This is a genomic window from Micromonospora parva (assembly GCF_040649675.1).
GTDB classification, from domain to species: domain Bacteria; phylum Actinomycetota; class Actinomycetes; order Mycobacteriales; family Micromonosporaceae; genus Micromonospora; species Micromonospora parva.
Genome location: NZ_JBEZFX010000008.1, coordinates 360,359 through 384,657, shown reverse-complemented (window position 1 = coordinate 384,657; position 24,299 = coordinate 360,359). Strand labels below are relative to the sequence as shown.

The 24,299-nt window shown below is 72.8% G+C and carries 22 protein-coding genes and 1 riboswitch; of the genes, 10 read left to right on the top strand and 12 right to left on the bottom strand.

From position 1 onward, the window contains the following. Positions 1-5: 5 nt before the first annotated feature. Genes AB0C03_RS22180 through pseB form a run of 6 tightly spaced genes read right to left on the bottom strand, consistent with a single transcriptional unit; the run spans position 6 to position 6,631 of the window. Positions 6-1,061, bottom strand: coding sequence for a PseG/SpsG family protein (locus tag AB0C03_RS22180; protein WP_210865556.1), 1,056 nt, complete (start codon positions 1,059-1,061; stop codon positions 6-8). Next, on the bottom strand, positions 1,058-1,822 hold the full coding sequence (locus tag AB0C03_RS22175; protein WP_280940613.1) for a cytidylyltransferase domain-containing protein: 765 nt from the start codon (positions 1,820-1,822) through the stop codon (positions 1,058-1,060). The genes AB0C03_RS22180 and AB0C03_RS22175 overlap by 4 nt, the downstream gene beginning before the upstream one ends. Beyond that, positions 1,819-3,645, bottom strand: coding sequence for a class I SAM-dependent methyltransferase (locus AB0C03_RS22170; protein WP_357638660.1), 1,827 nt, complete (start codon positions 3,643-3,645; stop codon positions 1,819-1,821). The genes AB0C03_RS22175 and AB0C03_RS22170 overlap by 4 nt, the downstream gene beginning before the upstream one ends. Continuing rightward, complete coding sequence (locus tag AB0C03_RS22165; protein WP_357638658.1) at positions 3,635-4,483, bottom strand: hypothetical protein; 849 nt, start codon at positions 4,481-4,483, stop codon at positions 3,635-3,637. Before AB0C03_RS22165 ends, AB0C03_RS22170 begins: the two co-directional genes overlap by 11 nt. A 10-nt stretch (positions 4,484-4,493) precedes the next feature. Beyond that, a complete protein-coding gene (locus AB0C03_RS22160) occupies positions 4,494-5,651 on the bottom strand; it encodes a DegT/DnrJ/EryC1/StrS family aminotransferase (RefSeq protein WP_030335853.1) in 1,158 nt (385 codons plus the stop codon). Beyond that, entirely contained in the window at positions 5,651-6,631 is a 981-nt protein-coding gene (pseB, locus tag AB0C03_RS22155; RefSeq protein ID WP_030335851.1) for a UDP-N-acetylglucosamine 4,6-dehydratase (inverting), read from the bottom strand. The genes AB0C03_RS22160 and pseB overlap by 1 nt, the downstream gene beginning before the upstream one ends. 365 nt (positions 6,632-6,996) lie before the next feature. Here pseB and AB0C03_RS22150 point away from each other — a divergent pair, with 365 nt between their 5' ends. Then, on the top strand, positions 6,997-8,733 hold the full coding sequence (locus AB0C03_RS22150) for a hypothetical protein (protein WP_357638656.1): 1,737 nt from the start codon (positions 6,997-6,999) through the stop codon (positions 8,731-8,733). 102 nt (positions 8,734-8,835) lie between these two features. Here the strand turns inward: AB0C03_RS22150 and AB0C03_RS22145 are convergent, their stop codons facing one another. Then, complete coding sequence (locus AB0C03_RS22145) at positions 8,836-9,345, bottom strand: peptide chain release factor 2 (protein ID WP_030335847.1); 510 nt, start codon at positions 9,343-9,345, stop codon at positions 8,836-8,838. A gap of 100 nt (positions 9,346-9,445) precedes the next feature. On the opposite strand from AB0C03_RS22145, the gene AB0C03_RS22140 reads away from it, so the two are divergent. Genes AB0C03_RS22140 through AB0C03_RS22125 form a run of 4 tightly spaced genes read left to right on the top strand, consistent with a single transcriptional unit; the run spans position 9,446 to position 12,167 of the window. Next, positions 9,446-9,697 (top strand): acyl carrier protein, encoded by a 252-nt coding sequence (locus AB0C03_RS22140; RefSeq protein WP_030335845.1) that lies wholly within the window; start codon positions 9,446-9,448, stop codon positions 9,695-9,697. After that, entirely contained in the window at positions 9,694-10,959 is a 1,266-nt protein-coding gene (locus AB0C03_RS22135) for an AMP-binding protein (RefSeq protein ID WP_210865488.1), read from the top strand. Before AB0C03_RS22140 ends, AB0C03_RS22135 begins: the two co-directional genes overlap by 4 nt. Next, positions 10,952-11,707, top strand: coding sequence for an SDR family NAD(P)-dependent oxidoreductase (locus AB0C03_RS22130; protein WP_210865489.1), 756 nt, complete (start codon positions 10,952-10,954; stop codon positions 11,705-11,707). The genes AB0C03_RS22135 and AB0C03_RS22130 overlap by 8 nt, the downstream gene beginning before the upstream one ends. Then, positions 11,691-12,167 carry a hypothetical protein gene (locus AB0C03_RS22125; protein ID WP_245233725.1) on the top strand — a complete coding sequence of 159 codons (477 nt, stop codon included), beginning with the start codon at positions 11,691-11,693 and terminating at the stop codon, positions 12,165-12,167. The genes AB0C03_RS22130 and AB0C03_RS22125 overlap by 17 nt, the downstream gene beginning before the upstream one ends. Positions 12,168-12,235: 68 nt before the next feature. On the opposite strand, the gene pseI is transcribed toward AB0C03_RS22125, so the two are convergent. Further along, the gene (pseI, locus tag AB0C03_RS22120) at positions 12,236-13,288 is read right to left on the bottom strand and encodes a pseudaminic acid synthase (RefSeq protein ID WP_030335838.1); all 1,053 of its coding nucleotides are present in this window, start codon (positions 13,286-13,288) and stop codon (positions 12,236-12,238) included. Between the two features lie 121 nt (positions 13,289-13,409). After that, positions 13,410-14,570 (bottom strand): glycosyltransferase family 2 protein, encoded by a 1,161-nt coding sequence (locus tag AB0C03_RS22115; RefSeq protein ID WP_357638653.1) that lies wholly within the window; start codon positions 14,568-14,570, stop codon positions 13,410-13,412. Positions 14,571-14,857: 287 nt separating this feature from the next. Here AB0C03_RS22115 and AB0C03_RS22110 point away from each other — a divergent pair, with 287 nt between their 5' ends. The 4 genes from AB0C03_RS22110 (at position 14,858) to AB0C03_RS22095 (ending at position 19,010) form a co-directional block, all read left to right on the top strand. After that, positions 14,858-16,087, top strand: coding sequence for an acyltransferase family protein (locus tag AB0C03_RS22110; protein WP_030335834.1), 1,230 nt, complete (start codon positions 14,858-14,860; stop codon positions 16,085-16,087). A gap of 92 nt (positions 16,088-16,179) precedes the next feature. Beyond that, a complete protein-coding gene (locus AB0C03_RS22105; RefSeq protein ID WP_357638651.1) occupies positions 16,180-16,602 on the top strand; it encodes a hypothetical protein in 423 nt (140 codons plus the stop codon). Positions 16,603-16,731: 129 nt separating this feature from the next. Beyond that, complete coding sequence (locus AB0C03_RS22100; protein WP_357638649.1) at positions 16,732-17,502, top strand: hypothetical protein; 771 nt, start codon at positions 16,732-16,734, stop codon at positions 17,500-17,502. A 284-nt stretch (positions 17,503-17,786) separates the two neighbouring features. Then, a riboswitch (cyclic di-AMP (ydaO/yuaA leader) is annotated at positions 17,787-17,928 on the top strand. Positions 17,929-18,161: 233 nt separating this feature from the next. Further along, a complete protein-coding gene (locus tag AB0C03_RS22095; RefSeq protein ID WP_357638647.1) occupies positions 18,162-19,010 on the top strand; it encodes a C39 family peptidase in 849 nt (282 codons plus the stop codon). 73 nt (positions 19,011-19,083) lie between these two features. On the opposite strand, the gene AB0C03_RS22090 is transcribed toward AB0C03_RS22095, so the two are convergent. Next, positions 19,084-20,121 carry a hypothetical protein gene (locus tag AB0C03_RS22090; protein ID WP_210857969.1) on the bottom strand — a complete coding sequence of 346 codons (1,038 nt, stop codon included), beginning with the start codon at positions 20,119-20,121 and terminating at the stop codon, positions 19,084-19,086. A 136-nt stretch (positions 20,122-20,257) separates the two neighbouring features. Here AB0C03_RS22090 and AB0C03_RS22085 point away from each other — a divergent pair, with 136 nt between their 5' ends. After that, a complete protein-coding gene (locus AB0C03_RS22085; RefSeq protein ID WP_030335822.1) occupies positions 20,258-21,004 on the top strand; it encodes an alpha/beta fold hydrolase in 747 nt (248 codons plus the stop codon). A 4-nt stretch (positions 21,005-21,008) separates the two neighbouring features. Here the strand turns inward: AB0C03_RS22085 and AB0C03_RS22080 are convergent, their stop codons facing one another. Then, a complete protein-coding gene (locus AB0C03_RS22080; RefSeq protein ID WP_357638644.1) occupies positions 21,009-22,679 on the bottom strand; it encodes a CDP-glycerol glycerophosphotransferase family protein in 1,671 nt (556 codons plus the stop codon). A gap of 33 nt (positions 22,680-22,712) precedes the next feature. Then, on the bottom strand, positions 22,713-24,230 hold the full coding sequence (locus AB0C03_RS22075) for a bifunctional cytidylyltransferase/SDR family oxidoreductase (protein WP_030335818.1): 1,518 nt from the start codon (positions 24,228-24,230) through the stop codon (positions 22,713-22,715). Positions 24,231-24,299: the final 69 nt, after the last annotated feature.

The window sequence follows — 24,299 nt, the reverse complement described above, 5'->3', positions numbered from 1 at the left end:
CGCGGTCAGCGCGGCACGGCGACACGCACCGCGTCGAACACCGCGTCCACGACCCGGGCCCGGCCCTGCCCGTCGACCGTGGACCAGGCGCGCGCGGTGAGCGTCGCCCGCCGCTGCGGCGAGCTGAGCAGCCCGTGTAGGGTCCGCGCCGCCGCGGCGCGGGCGGCGCGTCCGGCGACACCGCCGGCGGTCAGCTCCGGCAGTTCGCCGAGGCCGGCGGCCAGGCCGTGCCGCACCACCCGGGTGTACGACTCACGTTGGTTGTCGACCACGCAGACCAGGGCGCTGGGGGCGCCCAGGCAGCAGAGTTCCCAGGTGGACGTGCCGGCGGCGCTGACCACCAGGTCGGCTCCGGTGATCAGGGCCGGCAGCGAGGTGGTGGGCGGGACCGGTCGGATGATCTGCCCCCGCCCGGGGGTGACGTCCTCGATCTCCGCTTCGATCTCGGGTCGCCCGACGATGACCGTGAGGTCCATCGGGTGACCGGCGGCCACCAGCACCCGGGTCAGCACCGGGGCGGCGCCCACCGCGTCGGTGCCGCCGAAGAAGGCCAGCACCCGGGGGCGGCTGACCGCCGTGGCGGGCGGGGCGACCGGCGGCCGGGCGTTGATCACGCTGTCGCGCAGCAGGGCGTACCCGCTGCCGGCGAGCAGCCGGCCCGGCAGCCCCGGCAGCTCCGCGCCGAAGTTCTGGTCGAGGTAGAGATCGGCGACCTGGCCCCGGCTGTCGCCGTCGATGATGGCGACCGTGTACACACCGGCGGCGCGCAGCGCGCCCGCGCCGGCCGGGTCCAGGTCGTAGGAGTCGAGGACCAGCACGTCCAGTTCGTGTCGGCGGGCCGCCTCGACCAGATCGGCCGCCGAGTCCGGGCCGGGGAGCAGCGGGATGCCCCGCGCGGCCAGCTCCGCGGTGGCCCAGTCGAGCCGTTCGACGGTGCCGAACACCGTGACGTCGGCGCCCCGGGCGAGGAACTCCTCGGCGAGCGCCAGGCAGCGGACGAGATGGCCGACACCGCGCCGGGGGCCGGCGTCGCAGCGCAACCCGACCCGCACGGTGCTCAGGACTCCTCCAGTTGCTTTTGTCGGACGTCGGCGTTGAGCGCGCGCAGCCGGGGCTGACCGTCGAGCCAGTCGGTGAGCTTGGCCAGCGGCACGCTGACGTCCCCGAAGTGGTCGATGATCGCGCTGACCAGCGCCCAGTCCTGCTCGGTGTCGAGGGTCAGCCGCAGTGCGGAGCGGTCCGGGGTGAGCGTCACCCCGAGCACCCGGAACAGCTCCGGGTGGGTGTACGCGTACGAGGTGACGTGCACCCGGTGGTGGTCGGTGGCGAGCCGGCCCAGGGTGCGGAGCGTCTCCGCTCGGATGATCTCGACGTCCAGCCCACGGGGCAGGGTCCGGGCGATCGACGTGCTCGCGTAGTCCAGCCCGGGGACCGCCCGGTACACCGACGCGACCAGGTTGATGATCTCCGGGTCGAGCAGCGGGCAGTCGGCGGTGAACCGCATGACGGCGTCCCCCGGGTGCGCCGCGAGGGCGCCCACGAACCGGTCCAGCACGTCGTCGACCGGCCCGCGGTGGCACGGCACGTCCAGCCGCGCGCACTCGTCGGCCACCGCGTCGTCGACAGTGTCGGTGCTGGTGGCGACCACCAGGTCGGCGAGGACACCGCTGTCCTGGGCGGCGCGGACCACCCGGCCCAGTACGGACCGTCCGGCGAGCGGGCGGAGCACCTTGCCGGGCAGCCGGGACGAACCCATGCGCGCCTGCACGATGCCGACGATCCGTGGCGGCGTGCCGGTCCCGGGCGGCGGTACGCCGGTCACTGCTGCTCCTCCTGCTTGGGGGCGAGCACCGCGATGGCCCGGCGTTTGGCGGCGCGGGCGCCCCGTTTGGCCAGCCGGGCCGGGGTGATGGCGAGCCGACCCACCCGGTAGCTGATCGACCCGCTGAGCAGGCTGATCGTGGTCTCGGCCCGGCGCAGCGCCCGTTCCCGTGAGGTGAGCAGTTCCTCGGTCCACGCGGTCAACGCGGCCAACCGGGTGAGTTCCTCGCGCTGGCGCAGCCACGCCTCACGCAGCTGCTGGTAGCTGTGCCCGCCGATGGGTGGGTCGGTCGGGGCGACGGCGTGCAGCTCGGTGGCGAGGTCGGCAGTGCCTGCGGCGTCCAGCCCGTGCAGGGCCGCGGCGATGGCCGCCTCGGCCTCGACCGCCTCGCTGACTGTCGCCCGGTCGAGGTCGTGGCCGGCGAGGCCGCCGAGCACAACGGTCAGGCCCGCCACGTCGAGGGTGGACGGCCATGGATGGGCGTACCCGCCGGTGAGCAGGCCCGTGGCGAAGCGCCACAGCGCGCGGGCGAGCACCACGTCGGCGGGGAGCGCGGCGGTGACCCGCCAGCTGGGGTCGAGCACCGCGTACCGCTCGCCGTCGAACACGACGTTGTCGGTGCCGGCCAGCGCCGCCGCGCCGGCGATCCGGCCGTCGGCGTCGGCCTGGTCGGTGAGCCAGCCCGCGTACCCCCGCAGCAGCGCGCGCACCGTGCCCAGGTCGCGGCGCACTGCGGCGTCGAGCAGCACGGTACGCAGCAGCCGGCCGGACGGCACCGGCCCGGACAGCGCGTCCGCGTCCCGGTAGGCGGCCTTCCCGCTGGCGAACGGTGCGCCGGCCGGGGTCCTCGGGTCGCTGGTGGGGATGAGTCCCCAGCGCCAACCGGAGGGGCCGTGCAGCACCTCGAGCACGCCGATCCCGGGACGGCCGGTCTGCACGAGCGCCACCGGCAGGTCCCGGTCGGCGGTCGGCGTGCTCGGGTCCTCCGGGTCGGCGGGGCGGTGGGCGAGGGTCAGCCAACCCGGCGCGAGGTCGGCGGCGCGCCCTGCGTGCAACGCGTCCACCGCCAGCCGGGCCGGGTCCTGGAGCACCGTGGCGCTGGTGAAACCCCCGGCGCAGGCACCGTGCAGCACCGCGTCGAACAGACCGGAGCCGGCGTCCCGGTCGAGGTGGTCGGCGTCCAGCAGGGCCGTCGGGGTGCTGACATCGGGGTACGCGGCCCAGCACGTGGCCGGCATCAGCCCCGCCACGCTGAGCCGCTCGCGCAGCTGGTCCCGGTTGGCCGGGCGGGCGCGGTCCAGCACGCCGCCGATCGCCCAGGCGGCATCGTCGCGGCGGGCGTACCAGGGGGTGGTGTCGACCAACCGGTGCAGGCCCAGCGGGTTGTCCAGGCGCAGCAGCAACGCGCCACCGGGTCGCAGCACGGTGACCAGTCGGGCCAGCACGCCGTCCCAGCCGAGCTGGGTGCCCTCCACCGACTCCACCGGGTCCAGTCCGGCGGCCGCGATCACCACGTCGTACGTCTCGTCCTCGGGCAGTCCGGCCGGGCCGCCCACCACCAGGCGGGCCGCCCGGTGCGCCAGCGCCACCGCGTCCGGGTGGCTGCGCAGCAGGCAGGTCACCTCGGCGTGGGCGAGCCGGTCGAGCAGCGCCGGGTCGTGTGGACCGGCCACCAGGACCCGGGCGCCGGGCGGCACCAGCCGGGCGGCCAGCGCGGCGAGCGGCCCGCCGTCGGCCAGCCGTTCCTGCGGCAGGTCGGACCAGGCCAGCATCTCGCCGCCCGGCAGGGTGATCCGGCCGGCGGGTGCCGTCTCAGTCGTCACGGTCTTCCTCTTCCTCCTGGAGGTTCGCCCAGCCGAGCAGCTCGCGCAGTTCGGCCGGCGTGCAGCGGTGGTCGGTGCCCAGCTCGGCGCGGGCGATCTCGACCGCGGTGGGCAGGTCGACAGTGCTGCCGTGCAGCTGCGGCCACTGCCGCCGGATCCGCGCGGTGCCGCCGAAGGTGGGGTCCTCGTTGGACAGGATCATCGGGTCGCCGTAGACGGCTGGTTCACACCCCGCCGCGATGCCGTAGAAGATCGCGCTGGTCAGCCGGTTGGAGGCGACCCGGCGGTGCCGGCGCAGCTCGGTGAGCTGTCGGTCGAGGAAGTCCGGGTCGGTGTCCTTCCACCAGTGCCCCCGGTAGCCGTGGCAGATCACCCGGAATCCGGCGCGTTCGTAGAGCCGGCGCACGTTGCGCATGCGGTACTCGTGCCAGTAGAGGCAGACCGTCACCGGGCCGGGTTCGGTGTCCCGGATCAGGGCGATCAGTTTGCGGTGGTCGCCCTTGACGTGCTGCCCCTCCCAGCCGTGGAACGGGTACCAGATGGTGCCTTCGCGATCTTCGGCCGGTGGGTCCTCGCGTCGCAGGGCCAGCAGGTAGACGAACGGCGCGCCGATGACGACCACGTTGCGTCGCCCCACGGACCAGGCGCGGCGACGGGTCTGCTCCGACCAGAGCAGGCTGGGGGTGCGCTCGGCGTACGGGTGCCCGGGGGCCAGACCGTCACCGATGTTCCAGCCGTGCTGCACGTACCCGTTGATCCGGGGTGGGTGCCGGTCGCCGAGGCCGGCGTAGCGGGCCAGCACGTGCGCGTGGCCGTAGAAGTGGTTGGCGTGGTGCATCAGGTTCCCATCAGGCGGCGGTACGCACCGAGCCGACCCGCACCGCGGCGGTCAGCGCGTCGATGACGCGGTCCTGGTCGGCGTCGCTGAGCCCTGGGTAGAGCGGCAGCGACAGCTGTTGGGAGTAGAACGACTCGGCCACCGGGCAGGAGCCACGCCGGTAACCCAGGTCGGCGAAGGCCGGGTGCCAGTGCACCGGGATGTAGTTGACCTGGACCCCGATGCCGGCGGCCCGCATCCGGTCGTACACCTCGCGGCGGCGACCGTCGAGCACCCGGATCGGGTAGAGGTGCCAGGCCGGGTCGGCCCACGGTTTGCGGGTGGGCAGCAGGACGCCGTCCAGGTCGGCCAGCGCCTCGTCGTAGCGGGCGACCAGGGCGCTGCGCCGGGCGGTGAACTCGCCGAGGCGACGCAGTTGACTGCGTCCCAGGGCGCAGAGCACGTCGGGCAGCCGGTAGTTCAGCCCGAACTCGTGGACCTCCTGGTGCCAGCCGCCCTCGTCCGGGAACCGCAGGTCGTCGCGTTCGCGGACCACGCCGACGCCACGGAACCGGCGGGCCCGCTTCAGGACCTGCGGGTCCAGTGCGGCGACGGCACCACCCTCGGCGGTGGTCAGGTTCTTGGTGGGGAAGAACGAGAACGTGGTCAGGTCGGCGAGCGAACCCACCGGCCGGCCGCGGTACGTGCCGCCGATCGAGTGCGCCGCGTCGGCGAGGAGCAGCGCGTCACTGCCCTTGACCGACGTGCGCAGCGCGTCGTAGTCGGCGGGGTGGCCGGCGTAGTCGACCGCCGCGACGACAGTGGTGCGGGAGGTGACAGCGGCGGCGGCCGCCGCCGGGTCGAGGCAGAACGTCTCGTCCTCGACGTCCGCGAAGACGATCTTCGCGCCGAGGGCGGCGGCGCTGCTGGCCGTCGCCACGAACGTCATCGGCGGGACGACCACCTCGTCGCCCGGTCCCACCCCGGCTGCCGCGTACGCCACGTGCAATGCCGCGGTGCCGTTGGAGACGGCGGCGACGCCGACCCCGCCGGTCCACCGGGCCAGGTCGGCCTCGAAGGCGTCGACCTGCGGGCCGGTGGTGAGCCAGTCGCCGCGCAGCACGTCGGCGACCGCCGCGATGTCGTCCTCGTTGATCGACTGCCGGCCGTACGGGAGCATCCCCGTCATCAGTTGATGCCGAGCATGTCGCGCAACTGCTCGACGGTGAGCCACTCGTCGTTGGTGTCCGACTGGTAGGCGAAGCCGTCCGGCACCGGGTCGCAGTCGACCGGTGCCTGGTAACCCCAGGTGGCGATGGTCGGCTGGACGATGAACCGCCCCTCGGCGCGCAGCGTCCGCCGGCTGTCGTCGGGCGCGATCATCTCCTCGTGCAGCTTCTCGCCCGGCCGGATTCCGATCTCGTGCGTGGTGGCGTCCGGGGCCACGGCCTCGACCAGGTCGAGGATGCGCATGCTCGGGATCCGTGGCACGAACAGCTCGCCACCCTGCATCTGGTCGAACGAGTCCATGACGAACTGCACGGCCTGGTCGAGGGTGATCCAGAAGCGGGTCATCCGCTTGTCGGTGATCGGCAGGCTCTTGCCCTCGGCGGCCAGCCGACGGAACAGCGGGACGACCGAGCCGCGGCTGCCCACCACGTTGCCGTAGCGCACCACCGCGAACCGGGTGGGGTGCTGGGCGGCGTAGTGGTTGGCCGAGACGAAGAGCTTGTCGCCGACCAGCTTCGTCGCGCCGTACAGGTTGATCGGGCTGGACGCCTTGTCGGTGGAGAGCGCGATGACCTTCTTGACACCGGCCTCGATCGCCGCGTCGACGACGTGCTGCGAGCCGGTGATGTTGGTCGCGATGTACTCCGAGGGGTTGTACTCGGCGGTGTCCACCTGCTTGAGCGCGGCGGCGTGCACCACGTGGTCCACACCGTGCATGGCCCGGGTGAGGCGGTGCCGGTCCCGGATGTCGCCGATGAACCAGCGCAGCCGCGGGTCGTCGCCGAGCTGCTGGCGCAGCTCGTACTGCTTGAGCTCGTCGCGGGAGAACACCACCACGCGGGCGGGGTCGGCCTCGTTGAGGATGTGCCGGAGGAACGTCCTGCCGAAGGAACCAGTTCCCCCGGTGATCAGAATGGACGATCCATTCAACTCACTCAATGTGGTGCTCCCGTGTTCGTGGATGAACGAGCGGCCCTGGGCCAGCCGACCGGGGTGACACGCTAGCCATGGCGGGTTAACTCCCCGGCGCTCGCGGGTGAACCGCAACCTCTGCTCCTGTGAATGCCGGACACCGCGCAGGCGAACACTTCCGGCCGCCCCGGATGTGGGCTGACCTGGCCGGATCCGACCGCTACAGTGGCCGCGCGAACGACCGGCGGCAGTGCGCGCGACCCGGTCCCGCGTTCACCCGACATCCACACCAGCTCGGTGCGAGCGGGCCAGCCAGTGCGGCACCGACGCCAGCCGACGAGCCTGACGGGCCGGCGCGGGGCCTGGTCCGGCCGGCAATTCTGGAGGCGTTGATGGCACCCGGTAGTGACGTGATCGACCGGCCGGTGGTGGTGGCCGAGACGCCCAGCGGTCCGCCCGCCAGGCGGTGGCTGGTGCCGCTGGTGCTGCTGGCCGGGTGGGTGCTCAGCGTGGCCTGGCGGATGTGGTTGTCCCGGCACATCGTGCTGCCGATCGCCCACACCGACGAGGACAGCTACCTGAACACCGCCCGCGCGCTGGCCGGCGGACCGGGCGGCTTCAGCAGCGAGAACGATCTGCTGCGTCGGGTCGGCTACCCCATGCTGATCTCGCCGGCGTTCCTGGGGGACCGGGATTTCACCGACAGCTACCGGATCGTCCAGCTGATCAACGCGATGGTGAACTCGACGCTGCTGCCGTTGGCGTACCTGTTCGGTCGCCGACTGTTCCAGCTGCGCAGGTCGTACGCGCTGCTCGGCGCGGTCGCGGCGGCGACCCTGCCCGCAACCGCCTTCTACGCGGGCGTCGCCATGATCGACGCGGTGCTGGCGCCGCTCGTGGTGGCCTGGCTGCTCGCCGTGCACCGCTGGGTCGCCCGGCCCGGCCCGGTCGCCGCCGCCACCGTCGGCCTGCTGGTCGGTGGGTTCCATCTGCTGCACTCCCGTGGCCTGGTGATCGTGGCCGTGCACGCCGGACTGGTGCTGCTGCTGTTCGTCCGCCGCCGGATCAGCCCACCCGTGGTGCTCGCGGCGCTGCTGCCGGTCCTCGCCATGGCGCTCGTCAACGAGGCCGCCATCCGCCACCTCGGCGGCAGGGTCTACCTGCTCGGCAGCACCCCCGACGGCAGCACCTTCGAGGCGCTCGCCTCCGCCCAGGGGCTGGTCCGCACGAGCGCGGCGGTCACCACCCAGCTCTGGTACCTCGTGGTGATCACGTTCGGGATGGCCGGGGTGGCCTGGGCCGGTGCCGTGCGCGAGCTGTGGCGCCCCCGGCACGGCGACGCGGGCCGTTGGACGATGGGGGTGGCGCTGGTGGTGACCATCGGGGTGGCCGGTGGCGCGTCGGTCATCCTGTCCGGAGTCACCGGCAAGCCGTTGGACGCCATCTACGGCCGCTACGTGCAGATGCTGGCGCCGTTCTGGCTGCTGGTCGGCCTCGGGGTGCTGTTCACCGCCGGGTGGCGGGTGGTGCAGCGCCGGGCGGCCGTCGCGGTGGCGCTGCTGGTCGGTGGCGGTGCGCTGGTCGCCGCTCGACTCGCCTATGTGGCCAGCCAGGGCCACCGGTTGCGGTACGGCGGTTTCAGCGCGCCGGACCTGATGGCGTTGACCGGGGGCTGGCGGGAGCTGCGACCGGTGGTCGGTTCGCTGGTCGGCATCGCCGGCTGCGTGCTGCTGGTCGCCACGGTCCGGGTGCCCCGCCTGCGGCTGCCGATCCTCGGCGTCCTCGTGGCGGCCAACCTCGTCACGATGCAGGTGATCGACCAGCGGATCGTGCGGCCGACCGCCGAACGCACCCAGCCGACGCCCCGGGTGGCCGACGTCGGCGTACGCCCCGGTGAGCGGGTGTGGGCCTCGACCGGTGTGCAGTACATCCTCCGGTTCAACCTCAGCCACCAGGTGACCTGGACCGACGTGCGGTGGTTCGACGACGGGCGACCGCCGGCCGTGGCGCAGGTGGTCTTCGCCCGCTGGGCGCCCGGGCAGGCCGACGACTGGGACGGCACGGCGTACGGCTTCGTCCGGCTCGGCGGCAACCCGCAGCAGCACTGGGCGGCGTGGCGGCGGGTCTGATCCGCCACGCCCCGGTGGACACCGCTGTCCGTGAACGGCGGATGTCCACCGGAAGCACTGTCGGTTAATGATTCCGGTCCATTACGCGAAAGTGTCCGACAATCAGCGCTGGCGGCGATCCTCCCGCGCCAGGGAAATCGGGATGACGGTGATTTCCCGGCCGTCGGTCAGCTCCTGTTTCGGGGTGCCCTCGACGAATCGGAAACGCCGGTTCATCTGTCGTACGACGGTATTGTGGCCGAGCACCTCGCCGTCGAGCCGGTCCAGGTGCAGGCCGTCGAAGGCGTACTCGACGGCCTCCCGCATGACCCCCAGCCAGGCGGGCAGCGTCTCATCCCGCCCGGCCAGCCCCTCGGCGTCGAGATAGAACCCCCACGCCCCGGTACGCGGGCCGTCCAGCCGCAGGTCGAAGAAGGTGACCACGCCGCAGGGGCGGTCGTCGCGCACGTACACCAGCACCCGTCGGGACGGGTCTTCGCGGACCGCCGACCACCACCGGGCGTGCTCCTCGGCGGTGATCTCGTGACTGGTCTTGCTGACCTGTCGATTGGTTTCCTGATTACGCCAGGACAACATCAGATGAACGTCGTCCGTCGTCGCTTCGCGCAGCACGTGCGTCTCGCTTTCCTAGCCGTTCACGTCGGGTGCCGGCACCTTACCCGGGCCTACCGGGAAATGGGATACGCATTCATTGGGTTGTAGACTGCGGCGCATGAACGAATTGAGTCGCGCGCAGATCCGCGACCTCATGGCTCAGGTGCTGAAAAACCAGGACAAGGAGCTGCCGGGCGACGACGCCGCCCAGTTGCGGGAGATCGGCTTCCGGTCGCTCGACTTCTCCGAGCTGGCGCTGCGGGTGGAGGACGAGACGGGGGAGGAGCTCAACTTCGACGCCCCCGGGCTGCGTCGCATCGCCACCGTCGGGGACGTCCTCGACTTCCTCGTCGAGTTGCAACACCAGTGACCGTCGCGACGTCGCGCCACAGCGCCCCCGCGCCCGCGGAGCCGGCCGGTGTGGACAACCGGCTCGTCGTCGGTGGCGCCGCGCTGACCTGGCGGTCGCTGCCGACCCCCACACTGCCCGACCCGGCGGCGGTGCTCGCCCACTCGGCGGTGCACGCGCTCACCGCGGCGCGGCAGCACGCCGTGCACGGCACCGAGCTTCTGCTCAGCACCGCGAGCCGGGTCGACGCGGCGCTGCGTACGGAGCTGCTGGAAGCCGGGTTCACCGTCGGCGTCCTCGACGACGACGGCGTGCACCCGGGCGCACCGGCCCGGCCGCGAGCCGCCGAGCCGGGCCGGCTCTGGCTGCTGACCTCGGGCTCCACCGGGCGTCCGAAGCGGGTCGGGCACACGCTCGACACGCTGACCACCGTGCGGGTCGACCAGCCCGGCCGGACCTGGCTGTGCCCGTACGCCCCCGGCACGTACGCCTGGTGGCAGGTGGTCACCCTGTCGTTGACCCAGCCGGGCCAGCACCTCGTGGTGGTCGAGCCCGACGAGTTGGACGACTGGCCCGGTGTCGCCGCCGCGCACGGGGTCGACGCGGCCTCGGGCACCCCGACCTTCTGGCGGCGCACCCTCTACCGCGACGCCGAGGCGCTGGCCCGGGTGCCGCTGCGCCAGATCACCCTCGGCGGTGAGCCGGTGGACCAGGCGATCCTGGACCAGCTGCGGGAGGTCTTCCCGGCGGCCCGGGTGTCCTGGATCTACGCGTCCTCGGAGGTGGGGGCGTCCATTGTGGTGCACGACGGGCGGGCCGGGTTCCCGGTCGACTGGCTGGACCGGGACACCCCGGGCCGACCGACGCTCTCCGTCGTCGACGACGAGCTGGTGGTCACCTCCCCGTACCACGGTGCCGGTCTCGCCGGCCCGGTCCGCACCGGCGACCGTGTGCAGGTGCTCGACGGCCGGGTGCTGATCACCGGCCGACTGGACTCCGACGAGATCAACGTCGGTGGCAGCAAGGTCTCCGCCGGCATGGTCCGCGGCGTGCTCGCCGGTCATCCGGCGGTGGCCTGGGCCCGGGTGACCGGCCGCCGGGCCCCGGTGCTCGGGCGGATGGTGGTCGCCGAGGTGGTCCTCGCCCCCGCCGCCAGCGGTGTGCCGGACGAGGCCGCGCTGGTCCGCTGGTGCGCCGACCGGCTTCCCGAGCACGCGGTGCCGCGCCGCATCCGCGTCCTGACCGACATTCCCGTCAAGGAGACCCTGAAGAGCGATGTCTGAGCCCGCCGACACCCAGCTCGTCCCACCCAGCTCCGTGGTTCTCGTCTCCGGCGGGTCCCGTGGCCTGGGCCTGGCCATCGTCACCGACCTGCTCGACGCGGGCGTACGGGTGGCCGCGTTCGCCCGCACCCTCACCCCGGAGCTGGAGAAGCTCGCCGCCGAGCACCCCGACCGGGTGCACGTCGGCGCGGTGGACGTCACCGACCTGCGGGCCGCGCAGAGCTTCATCCGCGAGGTGGAGCAGCACCTCGGCCCGATCGACGGCATCGTCAACAACGCCGCGATGGGGCAGGACTCCCTGCACGCGCACACCGCCACCGACGACATCGCCCGGATCATCGAGACCAACCTGACGGCCCCGCTGCAGCTGACCCGGCTGGTGATCCGCCGGATGCTCGCCAAGGGGCTGCGCGGGCGGATCGTCAACATCACCTCGATCTGCGGGCAGCGCGGTTTCCCCGGCCTCGTCGCCTACTCGGCCACCAAGGGCGGCATGGACGCGGCCACCCGCTCGCTGGCCCGGGAACTGGGCGGCCGGATGCTGGTCAACTCCGTCGCGCCCGGCTTCTTCGCCTCGGAGATGTCCGCGGTGCTCGGTCCGACCCAACTCGACCAGATCGTGCGCCGTACCCCGACCGGTCACCTGACCGAACCGGCGGAGGTCACCCCGGTGGTGCGGATGCTGCTGCGGGAACACACGAACATCAACGGCCAGGTCATCGTGGTGGACGGTGCCGCCTCCGTCTGACCTGCGACCGGTTCTGGGGCCGGCGCGGCACGGCGACGTCGCCGTGCCGCGTCCGGTGCCGGGGCTGCTCGCCGCCGCCGAGCAGCATCTGCGGATCGGGTCACCGGCCACGATGGCCGACGCGGTGACCCGTAGTCACGTCGACGATGGACGGTGCGTCGGCTGGTACGGCCCACCGGTGCCCGGCTGGCGGGTGGCCATCGACGCGGAGCGGGCGGACGCCCCGGTGCCCCCGGCGCTGGCCCGCCGCTTCGGCACCGGTGACTTCTGGGCCCGCTGGACCCGGGCCGAGTGCTGCTGCAAGCTGGCCGACGTGCCGATAACGCTCTGGTGGCGCCGACACGGCCTGACCATCCCGTCCGACGGCGCCGCCCTCTGGCGAACCCTCCGCCCGCAGAACCTGGTCATCACCGTCGGCTTCGCCCCCACCCTCCCGCCCTCGCGATCTTGCACTTTCTGACGCCGAATCGCGGCTGATGCGCCTTTCGTCGGGACAGTAACTGCAAGATCGCGGGGGTGGGGGCGGGGTTAGATGAGGTTCCAGGTGAGGGGGGTCCCTCGGGGGACGTCGGTGGTGAAGGTGCGGCCGAGGACCCGGTCGATCTCCACCGGGGGCAGGCCGCCGGCTGGGCGGATCGAGCGGACGTTGTGCGCGGTCACCGGGTCACCGGCCCGGACGTCCTCGACCACGAAGAGCGACCGGCGGAACCGCAGCCCCTCCCGCTCGGCGGGGGTCGGGCCGATCGCGGTGCCGCCCAGGGCCGCGTACGCGCGGCCGGACTCGGCGACCAGGGCCGAAAGCTCCGCTGGGTTCAGGGAGAAGTCCGAGTCCACGCCACCGTCGGCCCGGTCCAGCGTCACGTGCTTCTCGATGAAGCAGGCGCCGAGCGCCACCGAGGCGACCGCGACCCCGATGCCGGGCGTGTGGTCGGAGAGCCCCACCGGCACGTCGAACGCACCGGCCAGCACCGGCAGCCGGCGCAGGTTGCTGTCGGCCGCCGGCGCCGGATAGGACGCGGTGCAGGCCAGCAGGATGATGCCCGCCGCGCCACCGGCGCGGGCGGCGCGCACGGCGGCGTCGATCTCGGCGACCGTCGCCATTCCTGTCGAGATCACCATGGGCTTGCCGGTGCTGGCCACCAGTCGGATCAGCGGCAGGTCGACCAGCTCCGACGAGGCGATCTTGTACGCGGGCGCGTCCAGCGACTCCAGCAACTGCACAGCGGTCGCGTCGAACGGTGACGAGAAGACGGTCAGGCCACGCTCGCGGGCCCGTTCGAAGATCGGGGCGTGCCACTCGTACGGGGTGTGCGCGCGCTCGTAGAGGCGGTACAGGTTCTCCCCGCCCCACAGCTCGTGCCCACTGGAGATCCGGAACGCCGGCGTGTCGACGTCGATGGTGATGGTGTCCGGCCGGTACGTCTGGAGCTTCAGTGCGTGCGCCCCGCTGTCGGCCACCGCGTCGACGATGGCCAGCGCCCGATTCAGATCGCCGTTGTGGTTGCCGGACATCTCGGCGACCACGAACGGTCGCTCACCGGCACCGACCGCGTGCGGTCCGATCTTGATTGTCGCCGTCATTCCGACCTCTGCTCAGGTACGCCCGCACCGGAGTGCGGTGGTGCTGTCGTCGTCCACCCGGCGGGCGGACGACCTGGAAAACCACGGTGCCGGGTGCCGCCTCGGGGTGCGGTGGGGTCGATCACGTCAGCCGGCCGCCGGCCAGCGCGTCACGGCGCTCCGGGGTGGGCGCACCACTGCGTGTCGGCGCGTTGTCCGCCCGTCGGCCCGGTTCCTCGTCGACGGCTGGCGAACCGCCGTCGGCAGCCACCGGGCCCGGCCGACGCAGCCGACCGGCGACCCGGTGGGCCTGGCGCAGCGCCGAGTACGCCAACCAGTCACCCCGCCCGACGAGGCGGTGCTTGAGTCCCGTCGCGCCGGGGGGCAGCGGGTAGCCGCCGGTGGGCAGGTACCGGCGGTAGTGCGCGGCGGCCCGGTGGAAGAAGTCGCGCCGCAGGTGCGGGTGCAGCCGGCCGTCGTTGCCCACCACCACCAGGTAGTGGCTGATCATCAGCTCGAAGAGTTCGGCCTGCAACCGCTCGTCCGGGTGTTTCCGGGCCACCCAGTCCATCAGCCGCTCGTACTGGTCGAAGGCGTCGAAGTGCCGGCCGCTGCGGGTGGAGGTGATCGCGCCCTGGCGGCCCTGCCGGTAGAGGTAGCAGACCCGGTCCAGCACGGAGATCTTCTCGGCCCCGATCAGCAGCGGGTGGCTGAACGGGATGTCCTCGTACCAGCCGGGGAAGAAGCGCAGCTCCAACTCGTCCATGAAGCCCCGCCGGACCACCTTGTTCCAGGCGGTGTGCTGCACCCGCAGCAGGCGCGGCTGGTCGGCCAGCCGGGTGACGCCGGTGATCCCGCGCAGCAGCGGGCTGCTCGCGTCGACCTCCCGCCGGCCGTCCTCGTGCACCCGCAGGTGGTCGAGCATCAGCACGTCGGGCTGGTGCTGGCGCAGCCGGTCCAGCACCGCCGCGATGGTGCCCGGCGGCAACCAGTCGTCGCTGTCGACGAACCAGACGTACCGGCCGCTGGCCACGTCGAGCCCCGCGTTGCGGGCCAGCCCTAGGCCCACGTTGCTGCTCAGATGCACGACGCGGACGCCGTCGCGACCGGCCGCGTACGCGCGGAGCATGTCGCCGCAGCCGTCCGGGGAGGCGTCGTCGACGGCGATCAGCTCGACCGCGTCCGACTCGCCCGCCGGGATGTCGGCCCGGATCGACTCAAGGCACTGGTACAGGTACGCCTCGACGCCGTACACGGGCACGACGATGCTCAGCAGCGGTGCGTGCGTCGGCTCATTGACCACGCCCGCCACCTTCGACGACCCGGGTGGCCGGCCCCGGAACCTGACGTTGCCGCCGATGGTGGAGTCTCTGAACTCCCGGGCAGCGGAAGGTTAACGCCGACTGGCGGGCGGTGCCGTGGCGCGGAAAACGGCGGGTGGGACGCGTCCGGTTCACCCAGGAGTGACCCGGTAGGGTGCCTCGGTGCGGCCCTGCCGGGCCGTCGCGGGCGTCGCCGTCGCGCCGTCCGACGCCGCGCCGAGGAGGCTACGACAGTGCTGGTGACCCCGCCGAGCGCCGGGATCCCGGCATGACGAGCGTCGCCGCGACGTCGGCCGCCCCACCCGCACCCGCCCTGCCCCGGCTGCCGTCGCTGACCGGGCTGCGCTGGATCGCCGCCCTGCTGGTCTTCGGCTTCCACGCGGGCACCATGCGGATCATCGCCGAGCCGGACTACAAGGCCGTGGTCGACGCCCTGTTCACCCTGGGCCTCTCGGGGGTGCAGTTCTTCTTCATCCTCAGTGGTTTCGTGCTGGTCTGGTCGGCCCGGCCGGGTGACTCCCGGCGGACCTTCTGGCGGCGGCGGGTCGCCAAGATCTACCCGAACCACCTGGTGCTGTGGGCGGCGACGCTGGTGGTCGCCTGGTGGTTCGCCGACCCGGTCCTGCCGGCGGCCGCGCTGGAGAACCTGCTGCTGCTGCAGGCCTGGGACCCCCGGCCGGGCTGGTTCTACAGCATCAACACGGTCAGCTGGTCGCTCTCCTGCGAGTTCTTCTTCTATCTCTGCCTGCCGCTCGCCCTGCCGTTGCTGCGCCGGGCCCGGCCGAAGCTGCTCTGGGCGCTGATCGTCGCGCTGCCGCTGCTGATCCTCGCGCTGTGGCCGGCGCAGGAGTTGGTGCCGGAGGTGAGTCGGTGGTGGTTCACCCAGATCTTCCCGCCGGTCCGGTCGCTGGAGTTCTGGTTGGGCGCGGTGGCCGCCGAGCTGATGCGCCGAGGGCTCTGGCGCGGGCCGGGTCTGGCCGTGGCCAGCGCGATCTTCGTGGTCACCTGGGTGGCGGCCGCGCAGTGGATCCGCGCCGAGCTGTGGACCACGTTGCTCGCCGTCGCGTACCTGTTGGTGATCACCGCTGCCGCTGACGCGGACGTGCGGGGTCGGCGCTCGCCGTGGCGTTCCCGGCCGTTGATCTGGCTCGGTGAGGTCTCGTTCGCCTTCTATCTGGTGCACGTGCTGGTGATGACGAGCGTGCTGCGCTGGAGCGGGGACTGGGGGACCGGCTTCGCGGGCTGGCGTGGGCCCGCCGTGGTGCTCGGCTTCCTGGTGGCGAACCTGATCCTCGCCGGGCTGCTGCACCGCTTCGTCGAGACCCCGATGATGCGCCGGCTCGCACCGCGCCGTCCGGCCCGGCCGGCGCCCGTCCCCCGGCAACGCGCGGCCGGTGCCCCGACCGCCGGTGACGGCGACGCCGAGGGCGGGGCCGCGGGGGCCGCCGACGAGGTCGGTTTGGCCAACGGCCGATCACCGTACGCCGACCGGCGCTGACAGCGTCCACCCTGGTCAAACGGGTCGGCGCGGCGCGATCCGACACGCCCGTGGTCGGTGCGCCCGCCTCGGCGTGACGGTAGCGTGGGGACGTGCTTCCGGTCGCGTTCACCTGTCCGCTGTGGTGGGTGGCGCGCTGGGCGACGCGGGTGCTGACCAGCCTCGCCGTCGTCGCGGCCCTGGCGCTCGGCGCAGGCCCGGCCACGGCCGCCGCGTCGACGCCCAGCCCGGTGCCACCGTCGAGCGTGGTGTCGGCCTCCGTCGCCGCCGGGCCGCTGGCGGCCTCCGGTCGGCACGTCGGGGCGCACGCTGCGGCGCGCCCGGCAGCGGCGATCCCACCGGACGCCGTCGAGGAGGCCGTTCCCGCCTGGGCCGTCGACTCGCCCGGGGCGCTCCCCGAGGAGCACTGCGTCACCGCGACCGGCGTGCTTCCGGTCCGCGCGGCGGAGTCCGACCGGCTGCCCCTCGTCGACAGTGCGAGCGGTCGGGCCTGCCGGGCCCCACCCCGGCGCTGAGCCACCGGGACGATCGTCCCGCCGCCGCGCCTGTCGCCCCACCCGCTTCCCACCCGCCGACCGGTGGCCCGCCGTGGCCCGCCGGCCGGTGTGGCCCCATCGCACTGCTCTCTCCCCGAGGTGCCGACCATGGAGACCGCCGTCTTCTACCAGTTCGTGACCGAGGTGCCGCGAGCCGCCGCCATCTGGTCGACCCTGGTCCTGCTGACCCTGGGCCTGCTCACCGTGCTGGCCGCCCGCCCCGAACGGGACCGGCCCGCCGACGACCCGCTCCCGGCAGCGCCCACCGCCCGGGAGGTGGCCGCCGCCGAGGCTGCCGACCTGCGCCGCTACGCCGAGGAGGTGGCCGTCGCCGCGGCCGGCGCGGCGACGACAGCCAGGCGGAGACGTGCCGCCTGGCTGAGCGCCCAGGAGCAGATGGAGCGGGCCTGGACCGGGTACGACGCGGCGGACACCGCCGCGCGTCGCTTCGCGGGCGCCGGGGCGCTGCCCACCCCACGGACCCCGCACACCCCCGCCGAGTACGCGGCCCGGGAGCGCTATCTGCACCGGGCGGCGATGGCGGCGTACTGGCGGGGTGACCTGAGCATGGTGCAGCTCGGTGACGTGTTCGGGCACCGGCACGGCTGGGATCCCCGACGCCACCCCGTCGAGCAGGAGGTGTTGATCAGCCGGGTGGTCCGGGATGCGCGGCTGGCCGACTACCAGGCGGCCGCCGACCGTGAGCGGGCCGCCTGGCGTGACGCGGAGCTGGCCGCCGAGTCGGCTCGTACCCTCGCCGAGGAGGCGTACGCGGCGGCGGCCCGGCTGCGCCCACACCCGGTGGCCGCCCGCCGGACGGTGGCGGGGGCGTTGCGCCCGGCCGTCGTGGCACGGTGGCGACCGGCCCGGGCGGGTTGAGCCCGATCTGTGATGTGAGGCCGGTCACGCAATTGTGAAATCGGACGTCCGGCACGAGCCGCGCCATTGTTCCCGCGATTATGGTCGCGTTCTTCGTCGCCTGTCCGGTTGTCGCCCGTAGGCGCGCCCGTAACCGGTTGTCCCATCGAGTCACATCATCGGCAATACGCGCAGAAATTGCCTCGCCGATTGAGGTTTACGCAGGTGAGCCCGGCTTGGCAGGGCGCGGAGCCGCCAGTACTGTCGTCCTGTCCGATGCGGTAACCGATCGCAAGACGCGACGCCGCATCGACCCGCTTAATCGTGATCAACGAACCGGGGACCCATCAGTAAGTCCGGGGTGAATCCGCGAGCCACGGCCCGCGGTAGGGCGATCTTCCCGCCCGAATCCGTCAGCTAACCCGGTAGGCGGTGTCGGAAGGAGTCCCATCCTCGTGCAGCACCTTTCCACCCCTCGGTTGTTCCCTCGCCTCCACGGCGCGGCGATGCACCCGCTCATTCGTCCAGTGACGGTGAGCTGACCCCCCGGGTCATCGCCTTCCCCGCCCGGCCACGCCGGGCGTTCCCCTGAGCGGTTCACCATCCGCGGACCACGGTCCGCGCGCTGGCGCCTGCCCGGATACCGGTCCGGCCCCGGTGTGCCGCTCTCCCCCCGATCCGTGGAGGACCCCGTGAAGCACACCCTGCAGCGTCAGCTCCGCCGCCTCGCCACCGAGCGCCCGTACCAGATCGTTGTCGCCTCCGCCGCGGCTCTCGCCATCGCCACCACCGGCGGTGCCCTGCTCACCACCGCCGACGACGCCCCGGCCGACCAGCGCACCGCGACCACCGTCGCCGAGATGCGCAGCGACGTCGCCGCCTCCCGTGGCGACGTTCGGGACGCGTCCCCCTCGGCCAGCGCCGCGCCGACCACCGCCGCGCCGGCCACCAGCGCCGCGTCCCCCGCCGCGAAGGCCAAGAGCAACCCCGACCTCACCCGTAAGCCGACGCCGCCGAAGCCGCCCGCGACCAAGGTGCTCGACTACGACTACGAGGCGCAGAACACCTACTACAACTGCGGCCCGGCGGCCACCCGCAACGCGCTCAGCGCCGCCGGCATCGACCGCACCCAGGAGGAGCTCGGCGCCGAGCTGGGCACCACCGAGATGGGCACCAACTCGGCCGAGGACACCACCCGGGTGCTCAACGCCGAGGTGAAGGGCTCCCCGTACCGGACCCGGATGTTCCCCAGCGCGCCCAGCCCGGCGCAGATGGACCGCCTCCAGGCCGACGTGGTGAAGGCCATCACCGACGGCCGGGGCGTGGTGGCCAACGTCGTCGGGGACGCCACCGACACCGACGGCGGCTGGCACTCCTACGGCGGCGGGCACTACATCGCCGTCGTGGGCTACAAGGACAACGGTCGCACCGTGCGGATCGCCGACTCGGCGAACCCGGCCGACCCGTCGTACTGGATCACCACCATCGACCTGGCCAACTGGATCACCAGCCGGGGCTACTCCGCCTGACCCGGGCACGCCGAGGACCGCGGGCGTCGTCCCCCACAAGGGGCCGGCGCCCGCGGCGTCTTCGGCGGTGCGGTCAGTAGGTGATGAAGCCGTACAACGCCTTGTGGTTCGACTTCGTCCCGACCACGGTGTGGTCGACGGCGGACGACTGCACACTGCCCCTGACGAACAAGTAGTCGATCTTGCTGGAACCGTTGGTGGCCGCCGACCCGTACCCGGTCATGCCGTAGCCGCTGAGCGTGCCGGGGGCGATGCCGGTGCGGTTCGCGTCGATGCCCACCACGCGGATCGTCGACGCGTTCAGCAGCGTGGTCGCGTCCGCACCGAGGTGGATGCCGCTGTTGGCGATGCCCCGGTCGCCGTCACCGGCGCAGGCGTTCTGCCGGTTCTCCTGCGGCAGGTGCATCGTCGCGGCGAACACGCTGGTGCCGGTCGCCTTGATGGTGAAGCGCGCCGCGATCGCGCTGGTCCGCTTCCACTTGTAGTAGTCGGTGCTGTCCGGGTCACTGTTCGGCGGCTTGTACAGCGTGCACCCGGCGCCGTTCGCGTACGCCGTGCCCGGCTTGAGCCAGCCCGCGCTCCAGTACTTCGAGATGTCGCCACTGGCGAGGTTGAGCGTGCGCTTGTTCCAGATGATGGCGTTGGTCTGCTTCTTCTTCAGGTCGCCGAGCGACTGCGAGCTGCACTTGTGCGTGCTGCCCCACGGCTCCGGGTCGTCCCACGCCACGATCGCCCCGTAGCTGCCCGCCGGGTAGCCGAACTTCGCCGACAGCTGGTCGGCGTACGCCTCGGCCTGGCCGGTGCCGCGCACCTGCTGCACGATCAGGATGTCGGGCGCCACCACGCCGCTGGTGCCCGTGCGACCGGCGTCGTCGACCAGGATCGAGGTCAGGTGGTCCGGTCCGGAGATCCGGGTGCAGCTCCCGTCGGAGTTGTTCACCACCAGGTTCTCGATGTTGTTGTTGTAGACCCGCAGCACCCGGTCGGCCGCCGTGACCGCTGCGCCGTTCGGTGCGGCCACGTCCGATGGCGTCGCGGACGCCCGGTGCGGTACGCCGAGCGTGACGGCTGCCAGTGCCGCGACCAGCGCCGACCCGTACATCCTGTACACAGTGGCTCCCCTCGGGACGGAATCGACAGGTGGCTCTGTCCGTCCGGCCCGGAACTCTACAGTGGATCATTCTTTGGTGGGGGCGGCGTGGATGACGGCTCTCGTACCAGGCCGTGAACCGTGGGAGACTGCGGCCGTGGTGGATGAATCGGGTGGTCAAGCCGGTCGCGGGCGGGTCCTGCTGCTCCTGCACGGGATGGGCACGACCGGGGACGTCTGGTTGCCGTGGGCGCCGCTGCTGGAGCAGCGCTGGGCGGGGCGGTGGCTGGCACCGGACCTCGCCGGCCACGGCTGGGCGGCACCGCTTCAGTCGTACACGTTCGCGGGGTTCGCCGACCGGATAGCGCGCGGCCTGGCGCCCGGCGACCGGCTCGTCGTGCTCGGACATTCGCTGGGCGGGGTGGTCGGCCTCGCGCTGGCCGCCCGCGCCGCCGGTACGCCGGTGGACGCCGTGGTCGGGTTGGGCATCAAGGCCGTCTGGTCACCCGACGAGCTGACCCGCGCCGCCGACCTCGCCGCCCGCCCGATCAGTTGGTTCGCGACCCGCGCCGAGGCGGCGCGCCGCTACCTGCGGGTCTCCGGGCTGGCCGGCCTGGTGCCGCCGGACGACCCGGTGGTGGACGCCGGGCTGCGCCAGGTCGACGGCCGGTGGCGCCTCGCCATGGACCCGACCGCGTTCGCCGTCGGCGAGCCCGACCTGGCCGCGCTGCTGGCGGCGACCGACGCGCCGGTCGTGCTGGCGCGCGGGGAGCACGATCCGATGGTCACCGACGAACAGCTCAAGGAGTACGGCGTGCCGGTGGCCACCCTGCCCGGCCTCGGCCACAACGCGCACGTGGAGGACCCGGCGGCCGTGCTGGCGCTGCTCGACCCGTACCGCTGAGCGGCTATGCCGGGGTGGACGCGGTGAGCGTCTCGGCCGGTGCCAGCTCGCGCCGGGCGGCTGCCAGGAACGCCTCGGCGTACGACTCGGCGGGGAAGTCACCCAGGTAGCGGCGGCGGGTGGCCCAGCGGGCCTCGGCCAACGGGTCGGTGTCCAGCAGTGCGGTGAGCACGTCGTCCACGTTGGACATGTCCCGGCGCAGCACGTAACCGGACCCGGCCAACGGGAAGCGCTCCACGAACCGCTCGCCCTCGCCACCCATGTCGGTGACCGCGTACGGCTTCCCGGAGTAGAGGAAGTCGGAGATCACGCCGGACACGTCGGAGACCAGCGCGTCGGAGGAGTTGACGCACTCGGTGAGGCTCAGCTCCCGAGCCGCCGCGCCGACCACGTGCTGGCGGCCGGTGCGCGCCCGGTCGACGACGAGCAGTTCGGTGAGGCGGCCCAGCTGACGTGCCGACGCCGGGTTCTGCGCGGTGTACGGGTGGGCCCGCAGGATCACCGTCGCGCCGCGCTCCAGCAGCCGCTGCAGCAGCCTCTCCGCCACCGGCAGCGAGCAGTAGTCGGCGTCGGCGTGGTGCCCGGTCCAGGTCGGGGTGTACAGCACCGTGGGGTGTGCCAACCCGCGCGCCGGCTCCGCGCGTACCTCGATCGACTCGACCTGTGGGCGACCCACCACCACGAACTTGTCCGCCGGGATCTGCACCCCGGCGCGGGCGTACCTGTCGATCGCCGCCTGCCCGGCCACGAAGATCCGGTCGAAGATCCCCGACACCGGGTTGGCGCTCGGCGCCTTGTCGCTGTCGCCGTGGTGCAGCTGGACGTGGGTGAGCTGGGTGAAGCGGACACAGTGGCTGTTCTTCGCCCCGTGGTTGACGTAGAACGCCACCCGCAGGCTCGGCACCAACGCCTCGTCCATCGCCCCCAGGGTGGGGCAGTAGACGACCGGCGCGTCGGTTGCCGCCGCGATCGGGGCCAGGAACTCTGGTTCGCGCACCACGACCAGGAACGGTCGGCCGATCCGTTCCAGGTACGGCAGCCACATGGTGACCTGGTATTCCGACCCGGGGGGTGCGGAGAAGTAGAGCAGGAACTCCGGGCGGTGCCGGCGCAGCGCGGCGGCCACCGGCCCACCGCCGGCCCGCGGCCGGAACCGTCGCCGGGCCAGGTCCAGTGCGACAGCACCGGCGCCCGCCCCGACCAGCAGGCTGGCGGCCAGCGCCACCCCGGCCGGCAGGGCGAGCGCGGCGGCGAGCGCCAGGGCGGCGAGCAGCCCGAGCAGCGCCGTGCCGAGCTGGCTGGCGACCAGCGGCGTCCAGGCGCGGACCGGCAGGTTGGCCGCCCGGATCTCCAGACTGCCGGCGGTGCGCAGCGGACCCACCAGCAGCACCAGCCCCAGCAGGACCAGCCCGGTGACGACCAGTGCGACGTTGAGCCCGTCGTCCAGCCGCCGGGCGTAGCCGACCAGGATCGCCGCGGCGATCAACGTGGTCTCCGCCACCAGGTCGGCGCCGGGCCGGATCCGCTGCTCGGCGGCCGTGGCGGCCAGCGCGGCGACGGCCAGTGCCAGCCCCCAGCCGGTGGCACCCGTGAGTGCCAGCACGACAAAGGCCAGCACGGCCAACCCGATGGTCAGGCACCGGGCGGCCAGCTTTCGGACCAGGTCGCCGCGCATGTCGCTCCGTTCGTGGTTCCGCCGCCGCCGGCGTCAGTTCGCCGACGTCGCGCCGGCCGGTGCCTCGAGAGGACCCGACCCGGCCTGGGCCGGCACGGTCGGCGTGGGCCCGTCACCGGGCGCCCGGCGTACGTCGATGACCTGACCGGTCAGGTCGGAGATCAGCACGTCCAGCGACGACTGGGCGACGGCCTCGGCGGCGAGCAGGGTGTGCTCCGGCTCCTCGCCGAAGGCCCGGGTCCGCATCGGGGTGGCGGTGCGCTCCGGGTTGATGCAGTTGACCCGGACGCCCACGTCGGCCCACTCGTCGGCGAGCGCCTGGGTGAGGTTGACCAGGGCGGCCTTGGTGGCCGAGTAGAGCGCGTAGCGGGCCCGGCCCCGGGTGTAGGAGCTGGAGGTGTAGAGCAGCAGCTGACCCTTGGTCTGCTGGAGGTACGGCAGGGACTGCCGGGCGATGGTCACCGGGCCGACGAAGTTGACCTGGAGCACCCGGTCCATCGTCTCCTCGTCCATCTCGGCGAGGGCGCCCCGCTCCAGGATCCCGGCGGTGACCACCACGTGGTCGATCCGGCCGGTGGCCTCGAAGGCGGTCGTCAGCGCGGCCTCGACGTCCTCGGCGCGCTCGACGTGGGTGCCGGTGGTGGAGCGGCTGAACGGGAAGACCTGCGCGCCGTAGCGGCGGGCCAGCTCGGCCAGCTCGTGACCGATGCCGTAGCTGCCGCCGAACACCACGATGGTGCGGCCGGTCAGCTCCTCGGCGTAGCTGCGGTGGTCGGTGAGCCGTGGTGCCTGCGCGGCGGCGAGCTGGAAGAGCTTGTCCGCCAGGTGCACGTCGACCGGGTGGGTGACCTTGATGTTCTCGTCGGAACCGTCGATCACCTTGATCGGAGTGCCGGGCAGGTAGCGCAGCACCACGCCACAGTCGTCGGTGGCGGCGAAGGCCGGGTCACCCTCGGCGATCCGGTACGCCTCGCGGATGGTGGGGGAACGGAACGCCTGCGGGGTCTGGCCACGGCGCAGGCGGGAACGCGTCGGGATGTCGGTGATGCAGTCGTTGTCGTCGACCTGGATGATCGTGTCCGCGGAGGGGATGGCCACGTCCACGGCGGCGTAGCTCCAGAGCGCGTTGACGCACTCGCGCACGATCCGGCCGCTGAGCAGCGGACGTACCGCGTCGTGGAAGAGGATGTTGCAGTCCGCCGGGCCGACCGCGTCCAGCGCGATCCGGGTGGTGGCGTTGCGGGTGTCGCCACCCTCGATCACCTTGGTGACCTTGCGCAGGCCGGCCTTCTCGACGATCTGCCGGGCGTCCTCGACGTGGCCGCTGGCCATCAGCACGATGATCTCGTCGATCTCCGGTGCCGCCTCGAAGACCGCAAGGGTGTGCTCGATGATCGGCTTACCGGCGATCTTCAGCAGCTGCTTCGGGATGCCGAGGCCCAGCCGGGTCCCGGTGCCTCCGGCGAGAACCACCGCCACTGTCCGTGAGGGGCGCCACGGCGTCGGGTTCTCCGCTTCGGCGTCCGGGCCAGTGGTCTGGTCCTGCGTCATTGCCGGATCCTCACTCTCAGGGATGCGTTAACGGAAGGTTCCGCCCGAGCGGCGACGGAATGAACCTTA